The sequence below is a fragment of the Micromonospora sp. LH3U1 genome (assembly GCF_028475105.1).
Lineage (GTDB): Bacteria > Actinomycetota > Actinomycetes > Mycobacteriales > Micromonosporaceae > Micromonospora.
Genome location: NZ_CP116936.1, coordinates 1036505 through 1052523 on the forward strand (window position 1 = coordinate 1036505; position 16019 = coordinate 1052523).

Annotated in this window: 15 protein-coding genes; 9 read left to right on the forward strand and 6 right to left on the reverse strand. The window is 71.2% G+C overall.

Annotated features, from left to right (window positions below; all coding sequences use genetic code 11):
• The first annotated feature begins 39 nt into the window (after positions 1–39).
• Together PCA76_RS04810 and PCA76_RS04815 are read left to right on the forward strand one after the other, a co-directional pair.
• Positions 40–1086, forward strand: a complete 1047-nt coding sequence (locus PCA76_RS04810; RefSeq protein WP_272615567.1) for a hypothetical protein — start codon at positions 40–42, stop codon at positions 1084–1086.
• Positions 1087–1376: 290 nt separating this feature from the next.
• Positions 1377–2375 carry an ArsR/SmtB family transcription factor gene (locus PCA76_RS04815; protein WP_272615569.1) on the forward strand — a complete coding sequence of 333 codons (999 nt, stop codon included), beginning with the start codon at positions 1377–1379 and terminating at the stop codon, positions 2373–2375.
• Positions 2376–2387: 12 nt separating this feature from the next.
• Here PCA76_RS04815 and PCA76_RS04820 read toward each other — a convergent pair whose 3' ends face one another.
• Both PCA76_RS04820 and cofD read right to left on the reverse strand, forming a co-directional pair.
• Complete coding sequence (locus tag PCA76_RS04820; protein WP_272615571.1) at positions 2388–3473, reverse strand: coenzyme F420-0:L-glutamate ligase; 1086 nt, start codon at positions 3471–3473, stop codon at positions 2388–2390.
• On the reverse strand, positions 3470–4417 hold the full coding sequence (gene cofD / locus PCA76_RS04825) for a 2-phospho-L-lactate transferase (protein ID WP_272615572.1): 948 nt from the start codon (positions 4415–4417) through the stop codon (positions 3470–3472). Before cofD ends, PCA76_RS04820 begins: the two co-directional genes overlap by 4 nt.
• 98 nt (positions 4418–4515) lie before the next feature.
• On the opposite strand from cofD, the gene PCA76_RS04830 reads away from it, so the two are divergent.
• The 6 genes from PCA76_RS04830 (at position 4516) to PCA76_RS04855 (ending at position 11177) form a co-directional block, all read left to right on the forward strand.
• Positions 4516–5451, forward strand: a complete 936-nt coding sequence (locus PCA76_RS04830) for a hypothetical protein (RefSeq protein ID WP_272615574.1) — start codon at positions 4516–4518, stop codon at positions 5449–5451.
• A gap of 261 nt (positions 5452–5712) precedes the next feature.
• Positions 5713–8223 carry a bifunctional FO biosynthesis protein CofGH gene (locus PCA76_RS04835; protein ID WP_272615576.1) on the forward strand — a complete coding sequence of 837 codons (2511 nt, stop codon included), beginning with the start codon at positions 5713–5715 and terminating at the stop codon, positions 8221–8223.
• A 161-nt stretch (positions 8224–8384) separates the two neighbouring features.
• Positions 8385–8663, forward strand: a complete 279-nt coding sequence (locus PCA76_RS04840; protein WP_272615578.1) for a hypothetical protein — start codon at positions 8385–8387, stop codon at positions 8661–8663.
• A 51-nt stretch (positions 8664–8714) separates the two neighbouring features.
• On the forward strand, positions 8715–10109 hold the full coding sequence (locus PCA76_RS04845; protein WP_272615580.1) for a DUF4331 domain-containing protein: 1395 nt from the start codon (positions 8715–8717) through the stop codon (positions 10107–10109).
• Positions 10110–10121: 12 nt separating this feature from the next.
• Positions 10122–10451: a phospholipase gene (locus PCA76_RS04850; RefSeq protein ID WP_272615581.1), complete on the forward strand. Its 330-nt coding sequence runs from the start codon at positions 10122–10124 to the stop codon at positions 10449–10451.
• A 468-nt stretch (positions 10452–10919) separates the two neighbouring features.
• Positions 10920–11177: a WhiB family transcriptional regulator gene (locus tag PCA76_RS04855; protein WP_088980572.1), complete on the forward strand. Its 258-nt coding sequence runs from the start codon at positions 10920–10922 to the stop codon at positions 11175–11177.
• Between the two features lie 55 nt (positions 11178–11232).
• Here the strand turns inward: PCA76_RS04855 and PCA76_RS04860 are convergent, their stop codons facing one another.
• Positions 11233–11688 (reverse strand): metallopeptidase family protein, encoded by a 456-nt coding sequence (locus tag PCA76_RS04860; RefSeq protein WP_272615583.1) that lies wholly within the window; start codon positions 11686–11688, stop codon positions 11233–11235.
• Between the two features lie 153 nt (positions 11689–11841).
• Here PCA76_RS04860 and PCA76_RS04865 point away from each other — a divergent pair, with 153 nt between their 5' ends.
• Positions 11842–12207: a DUF3499 domain-containing protein gene (locus PCA76_RS04865; protein WP_272615585.1), complete on the forward strand. Its 366-nt coding sequence runs from the start codon at positions 11842–11844 to the stop codon at positions 12205–12207.
• 127 nt (positions 12208–12334) lie between these two features.
• On the opposite strand, the gene PCA76_RS04870 is transcribed toward PCA76_RS04865, so the two are convergent.
• From PCA76_RS04870 to PCA76_RS04880, 3 genes are all read right to left on the reverse strand, one after another.
• On the reverse strand, positions 12335–13741 hold the full coding sequence (locus PCA76_RS04870; RefSeq protein ID WP_272615586.1) for an NAD(P)/FAD-dependent oxidoreductase: 1407 nt from the start codon (positions 13739–13741) through the stop codon (positions 12335–12337).
• Positions 13726–15072, reverse strand: a complete 1347-nt coding sequence (locus tag PCA76_RS04875) for an aspartate aminotransferase family protein (protein ID WP_272615588.1) — start codon at positions 15070–15072, stop codon at positions 13726–13728. The genes PCA76_RS04870 and PCA76_RS04875 overlap by 16 nt, the downstream gene beginning before the upstream one ends.
• Positions 15073–15357: 285 nt before the next feature.
• Positions 15358–15870 carry an Lrp/AsnC family transcriptional regulator gene (locus PCA76_RS04880; protein WP_272615589.1) on the reverse strand — a complete coding sequence of 171 codons (513 nt, stop codon included), beginning with the start codon at positions 15868–15870 and terminating at the stop codon, positions 15358–15360.
• Between the last annotated feature and the right edge of the window lie 149 nt (positions 15871–16019).

Below are 16019 nucleotides of genomic sequence, written 5' to 3' on the forward strand. Positions count from 1 at the left end.
CCCGTCACTGTACGAGCGTGTGCTCCGTACGCTGGCTCGGTGACTCTGCGACTCGTCGAATTCGTGGTGGCCGGCAACGAGGCCAGCGATCTGCTGCCGGTGCGGTCGGAGGTGCTGCTGCGCGCGTACGGCGCCCGGCGGGGCTTCTGGACGGTGCTGGACGAGGGGCCGGTGGAGAGTTGCCTGGCGCTGCTGCTGGAGCTGGACGACGGCGAGTGGACGGCCCGGCACGTGGTGGCGGACGCCGGTGTGGAGAACGGGCGGACCGAGGATGGTGAGGCGCTCGCGCACCATGACGGCTGGGTGTACGTCTTCGGCTCCCACTTCGGTTCGAAGGCTGGCCCGCTGCGTCCCCGGCGCGCCTTCGTGGCCCGGTTCCGGGAGGACGACGCGGCGGCCGGGCCGGTGCCGGTCCAGGTGGTGCGCAACTCGTTCCGGCTGCACCGTGCGGTGAACGACGCCCTCGCCGGGTCGTCGCTGACCCTGTTACCGCCGGGGGATCGGGTGCGGGCCCGGTTCATCGTGGAGACGTTGGCGCGGGGGACCGCCCGGGAGAAGAGTTGGGTGAGCCGGCTGGCCCCGGACGACCTGCCGTTGAACGTGGAGGCGGCAGCCTTCACCCCGGCCGGGACGGTGCTGCTCGGGCTGCGGTTCCCGGTCACGGAGGCCGGTGAGCCGATCATGGTCGAGGTCGCCGGTGTGCCGGACATGTTCGCGGCGGCGCGGGCGTGGCCGCGGGCGTTGCGCGCGTACGTGTTGACCGGCGTCACCCCACCGGGACAGCTGACCGGGTTCCGCGCGATCACCCCGACGGCGGACGGCGCGTACGCGGCCGTGATCGGCTCGATCGACGCGCTGGGCAAGGGATCGGTGCTGCTCGACGACCATCCCGGCGGGGGTGACGTCACCTCCCGGCACGTCCGCTTTCGGCTACCGGGCGGTGAGTCGGACGACGCGTGCCGGCTCGTCGGGGAGTCGGTGGCGGACCTGACGCCGTTCCACCACGTCGAGGGGCTGGCCGAGTTGGACGGGCGACCGTTCTACGTCACGGACGAGGACCACCGCGTCGCGCTCTGGGTCGGCTGAGCCGGGAGGGTGATGGTGCGGGGGCGGGATGACCGGACGGCACCTCCGCGGAGCAAGGGCCGCGGACCCTCGTGGTGCCGTCCGATCACCGGGGCCTCCCCGGTCCCGGCGCCCTTGGGCCAGGGGCGTCAAGGACGCGCCGGCACCGTGTTCGGGCACTGGAAGCATGCCGAACCGGCCCCGGCGACGTCGAGGTTTTTCAGTCCAGGCTTAAAGATGGAGATTAGTGCCGGCCAGGTAGAGTCGAACGGTCATCTGGCATCCCCCTGCCGGCGACACGGGAGCGCGCCATGCTGAAGATCCACTTTTCTGGGGAGGACATCCTCCGGACCCGGGTGGCGCCGGCCGCGAACCCGGTCTGGGAGCTGGTCCTCAGCCTGCACGCGCTGCAGGGCCGCAACCGCGATCCATTGACCGCGAACTGGCGGCGCACCGTGTCCAGGGGGCTGCGTCAGGACGTCGCCTCCGAGCAACTCCGGTTGCTCTTCGCGCTGAACCCGCCGCGCGGCTACTTCCCCGACTTCCTCACCCCGTACGCCAGCGTCGACGGCTTCGAGGCCGGGCTGGACGCGCTCCGCCGTACCCCCACCGAGTTGCTGCGCCGGGACCTGACCGTGCTGGCGACCGAAAATCAGCTGCCCTCCTCGGCCGCCGCGCTGGCCCGGGGCGAGGTGGAGGTGCTGCACCACCTCGCCGAGTCGATGGAGCAGTACCGGTCGCTGGCGATCAGCCCGTACTGGAGTCGGATCCAGGCCGCGGTGGCGGCGGACCGGGCTCGCCGGGCCCGGGCGCTGGTCGACGGCGGTGTCGAGGGCCTGCTCACCAGCCTCCGGCCGACGATGCACTGGGAGAGCGGGGTGCTGGAGGTCCGCCACTACCCGCACAACCGGGAGATGCACCTGGATGGCCGGGGGTTGCTGTTGGTGCCGTCGTACTTCTGCGCGAGCACCCCGGTCGCCCTGCTCGACCCGGCGTTGCCACCGGTGCTGGTCTACCCGGTGGACCGGCTGGGCGGGCTGGCGCCGCTCGACCGCACCGGAGCGGCTTCGTCCGGTGCTGCCCGCGACTCCCTCGCGGCGCTGCTCGGCCGCACGAGGGCGGCGGTGTTGCAGGCCAGCGACGAGGGCTGCACCACCGGTGAGGTTGCCCGCAAGCTCAACATCTCCGCGGCGGCGGCGAGCCAGCACGCCACCGTGCTACGCAAAGCCGGCCTGCTGGTCAGCCACCGGGAGCGCAACAGCGTGCTGCACACGTTGACTCCGCTCGGCCGGGCCGTGCTGGACGCGTGACCCGGCCACCTGTCACAGGGCGAGCGCGGCGCTCGCCGGGCTGCCCGGCGGTGGTGGCAACAGGGTCGACCCGACACCCTCGGCGGCCAGCGCGACGCGCAGTCGGTGCAGGTCGGCGCCGAAACGGACCAGTCCGATCGGCTCGACCGGCGTCGGGGCTGAGCCGAGTACCAGGGTGGCGCCGTCCGGCCACCCGGGCATCTCGGCGACCAGCCCGGCGCGTACCTCCGCCTCGTCGACCAGGGTGAAGACCGTGCCGGGGGCGATCACCTCGGCTATCGCGTCGATCGCCCGTCGTACCGCCGTCCGGTCGGCCGGCGTCGGACCGGGACCATCGGCCAGGGTGGCGCCATCGGCCAGCCCTGCGGCGCGGGCCTCGGCGGTACCGAGCGAGAAGAGGTCCTGTGCGGCGTCGCGGATCAGCGCCCGCGCGCCGCCGGCGTCGTCCGGGTTGGTGGCGGAGAGGTAGCCCCGCACCACCGCGACGGGGACCTGATCGCACTTGCCCTTGATCAGCTCGCCGGCACCCGCCAGCTCGTCCACCACGGCCATCTGGGTCAACTGCAACTCGTTGCCGTACGGATCGACCTCGCCCCGGTGGTCACGGATGGCCGGCATCCCGGCCACGCCCAGCGCCACGTCGGTGAGCCCGTTGCGCCAGGGCCGGCCCATGGTGTCGCTGATGATCACGGCGACGTCCAGGCCGTAGTGCTCGCTCAGCGCGTCGCGCAGCGCCCGTGCCGAAGCGTCCGGGTCGACCGGCAGCAGCACCAGTTGGGTCTTGTCCACGTTCGACGCGTCGATCCCCGCGGCGGCCATCACGAAGCCGTGATGGGTCTGCACGATCCGGGTCGCCCCCCGGGCGGCGACCACCCGGGCGGTCTCCTCGGCCAGGACCTCGTCCCGTGCGGTCAGTCGCTCAGGCCCGTCCGCCGGGACATCGACCAGCCGCCCCTCCGCCTTGGAGACAATCTTGCTGGTCACCACCAGCACGTCACCGTCGCGCAGCCACGGTGCCGCGGTCGCGATCACCGCCGCCAGGTCGTCACCCTCGGTCACGTGGCCGATGCCGAGCACCGGCAGGATCTCCAGCCTCACGTCAACTCCACCGCGGCGCGGACCATGGCCACTGTCGCCGCCTCGTCGGTCATCCGCAGCGGCACCGCGCGGACCGTCACCCCGGGCACCACCGTGCCAGCGTCCTCCTCGGCCACCAGCCAGCCGTTCAGCAGGCCGCCGTCCGTCCGGCCACCGTAGAGGCGGCCCACCCCGGCTGCGCTGCACTCGGCACCGAGCACGGCGAGACAGCGGTCGGCCATTCCCCGCACGGGTGCGCCGCCGATGATCGGTGAGACGCCCACCACCGGCGCCGGGCCGTCGGCCACCGCCTCGCGCAGCCCCGGTACGGCCAGCACCGGCGCGACGCTCACCACCGGGTTGCTGGGTGCGACCAGCACCAGGTCAGCCGAGCCGATCGCGTCCAGCACACCGGGCGCCGGCTTCGCCGTCTCCGCGCCGACGAAGACGAAGCGGTGGGTAAGGATGTCGGCCCGGTACCGCACCCACCACTCCTGGAAGTGGATCGCCCGTTGACCCTGGTCGTCCTCCACCACAGCGTGGGTTTCCAGCCGGTCGTCGGTGGCCGGCACAAGACGCACGCCCGGCTCCCAGCGAGCGGCCAGCGCTTCGGTGACCGCGCTCAACGGGTAACCGCCGTTGAGCATGGTGCTTCGCACCAGGTGAGTGGCGATGTCCTTGTCGCCGAGACCGAACCAGGTCGGCTGAGCCCCGTACGCGGCCAGCTCGTCCTTGACCGTCCAGCTCTCGCCGACTCGACCCCAACCCCGCTCCGGGTCGGCGCCGCCTCCGAGCGTGTACATGACGCTGTCCAGGTCGGGGCAGATCTTCAACCCGTGCAGCCACAGGTCGTCGCCGACGTTCACCACGGCGGTCACCTCAGCGCCGACTTCGCGGGCGTACGCCCGGACGCCGAGCAGGAACCGGGCGCCGCCGATGCCGCCGGCCAGAACCACAATGCGCATGTCGACCATCCTCGCGCACGTGACGCCTCCGGTCCGCCGGTGGCCCAGGAGACTAGGCTCACGTGCGCCCTGTCCGTTAATGCCCCGAGGGGGAGTTCGTGACCAGCCCCGCCGAGCCAGCGTCCACCGACGCGACGCAGGCCCGTCAGCTGACCAAGCCGCTACGCGAACTCGCCGCGCTCGCGCTGCTCGGCGCCAACGCCGTGTTCCTCTTCGTGGGCCTGCTCCGGCTGATCAGCCCGAACGACTACAGCTCCTTCACCGGCCGCGCGGGCAGTGCCTTCTTCGCGTTCATCGGGGTGGAGGCGGTGGGCCTTCCACTGCTGGCCGTGCTGCTGGCCACGCACATCTCGCCGGTGGTGCCGAAGGCGAAGCTGATCACGCAGGTGGCTCTCGGTGAGTACGCGGTCAGCGCACTGTTCGGCACGCTGACCATGCTGATCTGGACGGTCGGCCGCCTGGCCGATGCCGAGGTGCTCGACGCGCTCCTCGGTGTGCTCGCCCGGTTCGCCTGGATGGCGATCTTCGCGGTCGCCGCCTGGGTGGTCTACACGGTCTGGCGTGCGCACTACTACGTGCCGCGGCCCAAGCCCCAGCCGGGCGTCTACGGCCAGCCGCAGCCAGGCTGGCCGCAGCAGCAGGGTGGTTGGCCGGCCTCGGGTCAGCCCGGTGGTCAGCCGCAGGGCGGGTGGCCCGCTCCCGGCCAGCCGGGCGGCTACCCGCCGGGTCAGTTCCCCGGCCAGTACGCCCAGCCGTCCCCGTCGTTCCAGGCACCGCAGTCGGCTCCGCCGTACCCCCAGTCGGCTCCGCCGTTCCCGCAGTCCGCGCCGCCGGTCAACCCCGCCCCGCAGTCGGCGCCGCCCGCGCCGCCGTTCGGGCAGCCGCCGTCGGCCGACCCGACCCAGGCCATTCCGCGCCAGTCCGCCGATCCGGCTTCCGCCGACCCGACCCAGGCGATTCCCCGCCCCGTCGACCCGGACACGGACCGCACCCAGCAGATCAAGCCCGGTGAGCACCCCGACCAGCCCCGCTGAGGCGGCTTCCGCAGAGGGTGCTTGATCACTGCGCACCGCTCCGCTGGCGAGGTGTTCAGGTTCTCCTTTGCTCTGCTTCAGCGGAGGCAACACCCGGTGTCCGGATATCGGACGCGCGGTGTTGCCTGGGTTGAAGCAGAGCAAAGGTTGCGATGCGGAGGTGCCCGCCCCTCGGTACGCCACCTGGCAGCCGGCGTGCCGTTTCCCACGCTGCGGGCTGGGACTGGTGGGGCGGGCTCGCGCAGCGCATAGGCTGAGCGGATGGTTGATCGCACCCACTCCGGTCCGAGCGACGCGAGCGTGCGGCGGGCCCTGGGCCGGGCCGCGACCGGGCGGGCACTGGATGTCGACGAGGCAACCGCGCTGCTGTCCGCTCGCGGTGACGCGCTCGACGAACTGCTCCGGGTGGCCGGTGGGATCCGTGACGCCGGGCTGCGTGCGGCCGGTCGGCCAGGCGTGGTCACGTACTCCAAGAAGGTCTTCATCCCGCTGACCCGGCTCTGCCGGGACCGCTGCCACTACTGCACGTTCGCCACCGTGCCGCACCGCCTGCCGGCGCCGTTCCTCGACCGCGACGAGGTGCTGGCCATCGCGCGGGCCGGTGCCGCGCAGGGCTGCAAGGAGGCCCTGTTCACCCTGGGTGACCGGCCGGAGGAACGTTGGCCGGCGGCCCGGAGCTGGTTGGACGAGCGTGGCTACGACTCCACGCTGGACTACGTGCGTGCCTGCGCGATCGCGGTGCTGGAGGAGACCGGACTGCTGCCGCACCTCAACCCCGGGGTGCTGTCCTGGTCGGAGTTGCAACGGCTCAAGCCGGTCGCGCCGAGCATGGGCATGATGTTGGAGACGACCGCGACCCGGCTGTGGTCCGAGCCCGGCGGCCCGCACTACGGCTCACCGGACAAGGAGCCCGCGGTTCGGCTGCGGGTGCTCGAGGACGCGGGCCGGGTCGGGGTGCCGTTCACCACCGGCATCCTGATCGGCATCGGGGAGACCCCGGCCGAGCGGGTGGACGCTCTCTTCGCGATCCGCCGCGCCCACCGGGAGTACGGCCACCTCCAGGAAGTGATCGTGCAGAACTTCCGCGCCAAGCCGGACACGGCGATGCGCGGCATGCCCGACGCGGAGCTGCACGACCTGGCCGCGACGGTGGCGGTGGCCCGGCTGCTGCTCGGGCCGAAGGCCCGGATCCAGGCCCCGCCGAACCTCATCGCCGGCGAGTACGACCTGCTGCTGCGGGCCGGCATCGACGACTGGGGCGGCGTGTCCCCGCTCACCCCGGACCACGTCAACCCGGAGCGCCCCTGGCCGCAGATCGAGGAGCTGGCCCGGCACACCGAGTTGGCCGGGTTCACCCTGCGGGAGCGGTTGACCATCTACCCCGAGTACGTGCGCGCCGGCGACCCGTGGCTCGACCCGCGGCTGCTGCCGCACGTGAACGCGCTGGCGGATCCGACGTCCGGCATGGCGGTCGAGTCGGCCATGCCGCAGGGCCGTCCCTGGCAGGAGCCGGAGGAGGTGTTCGGCGGGCGGACCGACCTGCACGCCACGATCGACACCACCGGTCGGACCGACGACCGGCGGGGCGACTTCGACAGCGTCTACGGGGACTGGGCGGAGGTGGCCACGAAGGTGACCGCCGGGCCGACCGCCCTTGCCGGCGACCACGATCTGCGGGCCGGTCTGCGGCTCGCCGCCGACAACCCGGCCGCGCTGCTGGAGCCCGGTAACACCGACGCCGCGCTGGCGTTGTTCGGCGCGGACGGGCCGGCGCTGGACCAGTTGTGCCGGCTCGCCGACGACGTGCGACGGGACGCGGTCGGCGACGACGTCACCTACGTGGTCAACCGCAACATCAACTTCAGCAATGTCTGCTACGTGGGCTGCCGGTTCTGTGCCTTCGCGCAGCGTGAGCGGGACGCCGACGCGTACCGGCTCTCCGTGGACCAGGTCGCCGACCGGGCCGAGGAGGCGTGGGCGGCCGGTGCCAGCGAGGTGTGCCTCCAGGGTGGCATCGACCCGAAGATGCCGGTCACCGGGTACGCCGACATCGTGCGCGCGATCAAGGCCCGGGTGCCCGAGATGCACGTACACGCGTTCTCACCCATGGAGATCGTCACCGCCGCCGCGAAGGCCGGAGTGCCGGTGCGCGACTGGTTGACCCAGTTGCGCGAGGCGGGGCTGGACACCATCCCCGGGACCGCCGCGGAGATCCTCGACGACGACGTGCGCTGGGTGCTGACCAAGGGCAAACTCCCGGCCGCCGCCTGGGTCGACGTGGTCAGCACGGCCCATGAGCTGGGCATCCGGTCCAGCTCCACCATGATGTACGGCCACGTCGACCACCCCGGGCAGTGGCTGGCGCACTTCCGGGTGCTGGCCGGGGTGCAGGACCGCACCGGCGGGTTCACCGAGTTCGTGGCGCTGCCGTTCGTGCACACCAACGCCCCGATCTATCTGGCCGGCATCGCCCGCCCCGGGCCGACGTGGCGGGAGAACCGGGTGGTGCACGCCATGTCCCGGCTGCTGTTGCACGGCCGGATCGACAACATCCAGTGCTCCTGGGTGAAACTGGGCGACGAGGGCACGGTGGCAATGCTCCAGGGTGGCTGCAACGACCTGGGCGGCACGCTGATGGAGGAGACGATCTCCCGGATGGCCGGCTCCGACAACGGATCGGCGCGTACCGAGGAGCAGTTGCGGGCCATCGCGAAGGCAGCCGGGCGTCCGGCGCGCAAGCGTTCGACTGCGTACGGTCACGTCCGGCCCTGAGGTCGAACCTTTCCCCGCCGCCGGCCGTACCACGCGGTGCTGGCGGCGGTCGCGGCGAGGACCGCCGCCGGTGTTCCCCATGGGGCCCGGCGGCGTCGTTGGACGGCACCGGACCCGTCCGTCCCCGCGGGCGCGTTCGCGCCGCCGCCGAAAGGTTGCCCATGACCAGTGATCAGCGGAAGCGGCCCTGGCCGCGACTGACCCGCAGGCAGACGTTGACCGCCGCGGCCAGCGCCACCCTCGGCGCCGCCGCACTCACCGTGCCGGGCCTGTCGGCCGCGCAGAACGCCCCGGGCGCGGCCGGCCGAGCCGACGAACCGATCGTCGTGCACCTGCGGGACGCCGACTCCGGAACGATGGACGTCTTCGTCGGTGAGGCCCGGATCGAGGTACGCGACCGCAGCCTGGCGGACCGGCTTCGGCGCGCCGCCCGGCGCTGACCGGACACTCCGCCCCGCCATCCTGTCCCCGCCCAGTGAGGTTGGTCCGCCATGTCTTCCCACCGCGAGGCCCCGGAGATAGCCAAGGATCCGGTCGCCGACAGCTCCGACCTGTACGCGTTCGTCAGCCCTGACAAACGCGACACGGTCACGTTGATCGCCAACTACGTACCGTTGCAGCTCCCCTCCGGGGGCCCGAACTTCTTCGAGTTCGGCGACGACGTGCGCTACGAGATCCATATTGACAACGACGGCGACGGCCGTCCGGATGTCACCTACCGGTTCGAATTCACCACCGAGATCACCAATCCGAACAGTTTTCTCTACAACACCGGCCCGATCGATTCGCTGGACAGCGAGAACTGGAACCGGCGGCAGTTCTACAGCCTGACTCGGGTGGCCGACGGCCGTGAGCACCGGCTGGCACACAAGCTGCCCTGCCCGCCGTGCAATGTCGGCCCGCTGTCCACTCCGAAGTACGCCGAGCTGGTGCGGCAGGCAACCTACTCGCTCTCCACGGGGGAGCGGGTCTTCGCCGGGCAGCGCGCGGACGGCTTCTTCGTCGACCTGGGGGCGATCTTCGACCTCGGCACGCTGCGGCCGTTCCAGCAGCTGCACGTGGCCGGCAAGAAGATCTTCAAGGCCGAGGGGGAGCCGGTCAACGCCACTGACCGGATGAACGTGCACAGCATCGCCGTCCAGGTGCCGCTGGACCGGGTGCGGCGGCGCGCCAACCGTTACGGTGCCGGTGACCAGGCATCGGTGATCGGGGTGTGGACGTCGGCGTCGCGCCGGCAGGTGCGGGTGCTCGGCGACCGGGGCGGGGCGGATACCGCCACCGGCCCGTTCACCCAGGTCTCCCGGCTGGGAAATCCGCTGTTCAACGAGGTCATCGTGCCGATGTCCAAGAAGGACCTGTGGAACTCGCTGCCGCCGTCGGAGGACAAGCGGTTCGCGCAGTTCGTCGAGCAGCCGGAGCTGGCCGCGTTGCTGCCGGCGCTCTACCCGAATGTCTTCCCCAACCTGGACCGGCTCACCAAGGCGAAGAAGGCCCGCGCCGACCTGGTGGCGATCCTGCTCACCGGCGTACCGGCCGGACTGATCGACGGCTTCACCAACGCCACCGGCGAGGTGCAGGCCGACATGCTGCGGCTGAACACCGCGATCCCGCCGACCCCCCGTCCGGACCGGTTCGGGGTGCTCGGTGGTGACCTGGCCGGATTCCCGAACGGGCGGAGGGTCGGCGACGACGTGGTCAGCATCGCGTTGCGGGCGATCGCCGGGTTGACCGTCCCGCTGGTGGACAAGACGTTCCGCCCGGACGCGGCGGCCGCCGCGGTCACCCCGGGGTTGAGCGCCGCCGACGTGACCGCACCGTTCCTCGGGAACTTCCCCTACCTGGGTACGCCGTACGACGGGTTCAACAACCCGCCGGCGGCGTCCTGATCGGCGCGGGGGATGCACGATCACGCGTACGGACCGTCGGAGACCGGGAGTGTCGTCCTCGATCTGGGCGGCGACACCGGTGCCCTGATCGTCTACACGGGCCGGGATCTGCACGGCCGGGAAATCGAGATCAGCCGGGACGATGACCGGCGGGTCCACTCGGCGGTGCGGGAGCGCCGGGTGCGGGATGGCGAGATCCACAGTGCGGTCTATCCCGATCTGCCCGCCGGGATCTATACCGTCTGGTGGGACGAAAGTACGTCCGTTGGCACGGCTTCTGTCCACGGTGGAGGAATAGCCGAGTTCGTGTGGCCGAGCAGCGGATACGGGGCTTCTGGCTGACCGTACCGCGCCGAATTTCCGCCGCGCCCCGTCCACATCGTGGACGGGGCGCGAGCGCTGTCCGCAGCTCAACGGGCGGTCTGCGCCGCGGCGCGTTAACCTGTCCCCCACCAAGATCAGCTTTGTGGGAGGGGGTCGTCGGGTGTGTCTCGTGCGGTCCGAGCGGCGACGCGGTGGGGGAGCGCCACGGCAGAAACTTCGGGCAACTCGCCGGAGAGGGCGTTACTCGGCCGGGGTCTGAATCGATAGGGCAGGTTGCGAGGCTGGACGGCCTGAGTGGCCGACCGGGGGTGTCGGGAGGGCGACTCCATTATCAAGTTTGGCTTGACGGCGCACGCATTACACGCGTGTAATTTGAATGGGGTTGTTCGCACGGAACGCAACAAAAAGGGACCGGACGGACAAGCACGCCTTTCGCGTGGGGGGTTGCAGCGGCGATGACGCCGGTGCGCGACAAGGAGGCATTTGATGGACGGCCAGCTTGAGGTGGCCGACCTGCTCGGAAACGCGCCGGAGTGGCAGGAGCGGGCGTTGTGCTCGCAGACCGACCCCGAGGCGTTCTTTCCCGAGAAGGGCGGCTCGACCCGCGAGGCGAAGCGCATCTGTTCGCGTTGCGAGGTCAAGACCGAGTGCCTCGAATACGCTCTGGGTCACGATGAGCGGTTCGGCATCTGGGGTGGGCTCTCCGAGCGGGAGCGGCGCAAGTTGAAGCGGCGGGTTGCCTGAGCGGTGCGAGGTCGGGGCGGTGGGGGCCGCCCGACTCTCCCGCGCGGGGCTTGGCTCAGGCGAGCTCGTCGGGGTCGACCCCGAGGAGGTTCGCCACCTGTTCGATGATCACGTCATGCACGAGATCGGCGAGGTCCTCACGGTCCATCGCCCGGAACTCCAGGGGCCGTCGGTACAACACGATCCGCGGCGGCACCTCCTGCCGGCCCGGGCGGCCGGGCAGCAGCCGGGCCAGCGGGACCTCGCCGTCCTCCAACACATCGGTGTCGTAGACGTTCAGGTCCGGCGGGACGTCCTCGACCGCGAACTCGACTCCTGCCAGCTCCTTGGCGAACCGACGCTCCAGCGTCTCGACGGTGTCCAGGACCAGGTCGTCGAAGACCTCGGCCTTGGTCCGCGCCAGCGGCACGGTGGCGGGCACGAGCCGCCCGCGCAGGCCGCGCCCGTGCCGGTCACGATGCGCACGCCGGCCGGAGCCGGGGCGGCGGTGTTCCGGGCTCGGGCTCGTCATGAGGCAAAGGGTAGCGCCCGCGCCGGGCTGGTCACCGGCAGCGCCGCTCCTGTGGCGCGCCGCGCCCAGGACGGCCAACTGTGATCACCATGACGGGCGTGTCGCAACGCGAAGCGATGCGCCGGACCCGGTAATGGAGATACCCTGCCGCACGTGAGGTCACCACGGCGCTGCTCCCGTAACGGCTGCCCCCGGCAAGCGGTCGCCACATTGACCTATGTCTACAACGAGTCGACAGCGGTGGTGGGGCCGCTGGCGGCGTTCGCCGAGCCGCACACGTACGACCTGTGTGAGCCGCACGCCCGCAGCCTGACCGCACCGCGAGGCTGGGACGTGGTCCGGCACGAGGGCGAGTTCGAGCCGCCGCCGCCCACCACCGACGACCTGGTCGCCCTCGCCGAGGCGGTCCGCGAAGCTGCCCGCCCGGCGCCGCGCCCTCCCGAGCCCGACCAGCACCGCGAGAACCCCCACCAGACCGGCCGCCGAGGCCACCTCCGGGTAATCCCCCCCAACCACTAACTCCGCCGCGCCGGCCCGCCGTTTCTCCGCGTTGATCATGAAGTTATTGCCCGCTCGCCTCGGCGTGTCATGGCAATAACTTCATGATCAACAGGTTGGGCGTGGGTGGGCGTGGGTGGGGTGGGGGTTAGTTGCCTAGGAGGCGGTGGAACAGGGTGGCTTGGCGGGACGGGCGGTTGGTGCGGGATTCCGCTGCGTCGGCGCTGGTCATGATTCTCAGGCCGGCGTTGACCGCCAGCCAACGTAGGGGTTCCGGCTCCCAGTTCGGTGAGCGGTGGTTCACCCAGGGCAGGGTGGTCAGGTCGGTGCGCTCGCCGCGGATCAGGTCGGCCAGGGTGCGGCCGGCGAGGTTGCTGGAGCCCACTCCGTCCCCGACGTAGCCGCCCGCCCAGGCCAGGCCGCTGGCCCGGTCGAAGCCGACCGAGGCGGCCCAGTCCCGGGCGACGCCGAGCGGCCCGCCCCAGGTGTGCGTCACCGGCAGGTCCGGGTCGAGCACCGGGAAGAGCTCCCCGAGCGTCTGCCGCAGCGCGGCGAAGACCCGTGGCTCCCGGTCGTAGTCGGGGGAGACCCGGGACCGGAAATGGTACGGAGCACCGCGCCCGCCGAACGCCAGCCGGCCGTCGGCGGTGCGCTGGCCATAGATGATCACGTGTCGGTGGTCGGAGAACGTCTCGCGCTGGGCCAGCCCGATCCGTTCCCAGGTCTCCGTGGGCAGCGGTTCGGTGGCCACCATCAGCGAGTACACCGGCGCCACGGTCCGCCGCTGACCGGGCAGCGTGGGCGTGTACCCCTCGGTCGCCCGCACCACCACCGGCGCCCGTACCGTGCCTGCGGAGGTGACCGCCGCTCCGGCCCGGATCGCGCTGACCGGGGTGCGCTCGTGGATGGTCACCCCCAGTCGTTCCACCACCCGGGCCAGGCCGCGGACGAGCTTCGCCGGGTGCACGGCCGCGCAGTGCGGGGTGTACGTCCCACCGCGTACCCCGTCGGCAGCGCAGCGGGCGGCGGCCTCGTCGGCGTCGAGGAGCGCCAGGTGCTCCGCGCCGAAGCCGAACGCGCGGGCCTCATCGACGGCCGCGCGGGCCCGGGTGAGCTGCGGGCCGGTGCGGGCCAGGGTGACCGTTCCGCCGTCCGCCCAGTCGCAGTCGATACCCTCCGCCGCGACCACCCGACCCACCTCGCGGACCGTTTCGTGCAGGGCCTGTTGCATGGCGATCGCCGCGTCCCGTCCGTGCCGGCGTGCCAACCCGGTCAGGGAGGTGGGGAAGAGCGCCGAGCACCAGCCGCCGTTGCGGCCGGACGCCCCGTACCCGGCGATCTCCTTCTCCAGCATGATGATTCGGAGCCCAGGCTCGGCCCGCGCCAGGTGGTATGCCGTCCACAGCCCGGTATAGCCGGCGCCCACGATCACCACGTCGGCGTCGGCGTCGCCGGGCAGCCCCGGTCGCGGGGCCAGCGATTCATCCAACGTGGACAGCCAGTACGACAACTCCCGGTAGTGCCCAGCGGCGTCGCCGCTCAGAGTCGTGCCCATGCCTCGGTGAGCACCGTGCGCAGGATCTGCTCGATCTCGTCGAAGTGCTGCTGCTCGGCGATGAGCGGCGGGGCGAGCTGCACGACGGGGTCGCCCCGGTCGTCGGCCCGGCAGTAGAGGCCGGCCTGGAACAGCGCGGTGGAGAGGAAGCCACGCAGCAGACGCTCCGACTCGGCCTCGTCGAAGGTCTCCCGGGTCGTCTTGTCCTTGACCAGCTCGATGCCGTAGAAGTAGCCGTCGCCGCGGACGTCGCCGACGATCGGCAGGTCGTACAGCTTCTCCAGGGTGGACCGGAAGGCGTCCTCGTTGGCGCGTACGTGCCCGACCAGGTCCTCGCGGGCGAAGACCTCCAGGTTGGCCAGGGCCACCGCGCAGGAGACCGGGTGCCCGCCGAAGGTCACCCCGTGGGCGAACATGCCGGTCTCGGTGAGGAACGGCTCCATCAGCCGGTCGCTGGCGATCATCGCGCCGAGCGGGGCGTACCCGGAGGTGATGCCCTTGGCGGTGGTGATGATGTCCGGCTGGTAGCCGTAGCGCACGGCGCCGAAGTATTCGCCCAGCCGCCCCCAGGAGCAGATGACCTCGTCGGAGACGAGCAGCACGTCGTACGCGTCGCAGATCTCCCGGACCCGCTCGAAGTAGCCGGGCGGGGGTGGGAAGCATCCGCCGGAGTTCTGCACCGGCTCCAGGAAGACCGCGGCGACCGTGTCCGGCCCCTCCCGCTCGATGGCCCGACCGATCTCGTCGGCGGCCCAGCGGCCGAACGCCTCGGCGTCGTCGCCGTGCTCCGGGGCCCGGTAGAAGTTGGTGTTCGGCACCTTGATGGCGCCGGGCACCAGCGGCTCGAAGTCGCTCTTGATGCCGGGTAGGCCGGTGATCGACAGCGCGCCCATCGAGGTGCCGTGGTAGGCGATGTAGCGGCTGATCACCTTGTACTTGTTGGGCTGGCCGGTGCGCTTGAAGTAGGCCCGGGCCAGCTTCCACGCCGCCTCGACGGCCTCGGAACCGCCCGTCGTGAAGAAGACCCGGTTGAGGTCGCCGGGGGCGAGGGTGGCGATCTTCTCGGCCAACTCGACGGCCTTCGGGTGGGCGTACGACCAGAGCGGGAAGTAGGCGAGCTCGCCGGCCTGCTTGGCGGCGGCCTCGGCCAGTTCGGTGCGGCCGTGGCCGGCGTTGACCACGAAGAGCCCGGCGAGCCCGTCCAGGTAGCGGCGACCCTGCGCGTCCCACACGTACGCGCCCTCGCCGCGCACGATGGTCGGCACCTCGCCGTCGGAGTAGCTCGCCATCCGGGTGAAGTGCATCCAGAGGTGGTCGGTGGCGTTGGCCATGTCAGCCCCATCGGTCGTCGGGCCGGTCAAAGGGGTGAGGCCGGCCGCTCTGCCCACGGTTATCGCACAGTCTCGGCCCCGGAAGCAAGTGGTATCGGTGGTGTGATGGCCTGGAGGCGACGGATTTAGCGAACAGGTGTCGGGGATGCAACGGAATCCGCACCTGCGGTTCGCGCGGAGGCCGAGCCCGCTGATCCACTCGGGATCGCGGAAACCGGGGCGTCAGGGCGGTGCGGACACCCCGACTTCCTGGAAGTCGAGTCGATCAAGAAGCAAGGCGCAGCGTCAGGCCGTACCCCAGGTGTAGGTCTGCTTGCGTAGCTTGAGATAGACGAACGCCTCGGTGGAGAGCACCCCGGGCACCGCGCGCAGCCGTTGCAGGATCTCCAGCAGGTGGTCGTCGTTGCGGCAGACCACCTCGGTGAGCAGGTCGAACGACCCGGCGGTGATCACCACGTAGTCGACCTCGTCCAGTTCGGCGAGCCGGTCCGCGACCGCCTCCAGGTCACCGTCGGTCCGCAGGCCGATCATCGCCTGCCGGGGGAAGCCGAGCTGAAGCGGATCGGTCACTGCCACGATCTGCATCACGCCGGAGTCGAGCAGCCGCTGCACCCGCTGTCGGACCGCCGCCTCGGAGAGCCCCACCGCCTTGCCGATCGTGGCGTACGGGCGGCGGCCGTCCTCCTGGAGCTGTTCGATGATCTGCTTGGCCACGTCATCCAGCAGAACGTGATTGGCACCTTCACGGACAGCGACGCGTCGACCGCCATTGCTGTTCTCGTGCTGCCGGTTCGTCATCGTTCGCTCCCCATAACCCGAATCGTGATGTCGCGCGTGTATCCCCGCGTAGTCTGGCGTATTTCGTCGTGCATCGCTAATCCCGCAACGGAATCCCTTGTAAGCGAGGTCCCCTCATGTCAGGATCAGTCGTCCATGGCACCTGAACC

Excerpts from the sequence above, each read along its gene's own strand:
- PCA76_RS04815 (WP_272615569.1), top strand. The coding sequence starts at position 1,377 with ATGCTGAAGATCCACTTTTCTGGGGAGGACATCCTCCGGACCCGGGTG.
- cofD (WP_272615572.1), bottom strand. The coding sequence starts at position 4,417 with ATGCGCATTGTGGTTCTGGCCGGCGGCATCGGCGGCGCCCGGTTCCTG.
- PCA76_RS04835 (WP_272615576.1), top strand. The coding sequence starts at position 5,713 with ATGGTTGATCGCACCCACTCCGGTCCGAGCGACGCGAGCGTGCGGCGG.
- PCA76_RS04840 (WP_272615578.1), top strand. The coding sequence starts at position 8,385 with ATGACCAGTGATCAGCGGAAGCGGCCCTGGCCGCGACTGACCCGCAGG.
- PCA76_RS04845 (WP_272615580.1), top strand. The coding sequence starts at position 8,715 with ATGTCTTCCCACCGCGAGGCCCCGGAGATAGCCAAGGATCCGGTCGCC.
- PCA76_RS04850 (WP_272615581.1), top strand. The coding sequence starts at position 10,122 with ATGCACGATCACGCGTACGGACCGTCGGAGACCGGGAGTGTCGTCCTC.
- PCA76_RS04855 (WP_088980572.1), top strand. The coding sequence starts at position 10,920 with ATGGACGGCCAGCTTGAGGTGGCCGACCTGCTCGGAAACGCGCCGGAG.
- PCA76_RS04860 (WP_272615583.1), bottom strand. The coding sequence starts at position 11,688 with ATGACGAGCCCGAGCCCGGAACACCGCCGCCCCGGCTCCGGCCGGCGT.
- PCA76_RS04870 (WP_272615586.1), bottom strand. The coding sequence starts at position 13,741 with ATGGGCACGACTCTGAGCGGCGACGCCGCTGGGCACTACCGGGAGTTG.
- PCA76_RS04875 (WP_272615588.1), bottom strand. The coding sequence starts at position 15,072 with ATGGCCAACGCCACCGACCACCTCTGGATGCACTTCACCCGGATGGCG.
- PCA76_RS04880 (WP_272615589.1), bottom strand. The coding sequence starts at position 15,870 with ATGACGAACCGGCAGCACGAGAACAGCAATGGCGGTCGACGCGTCGCT.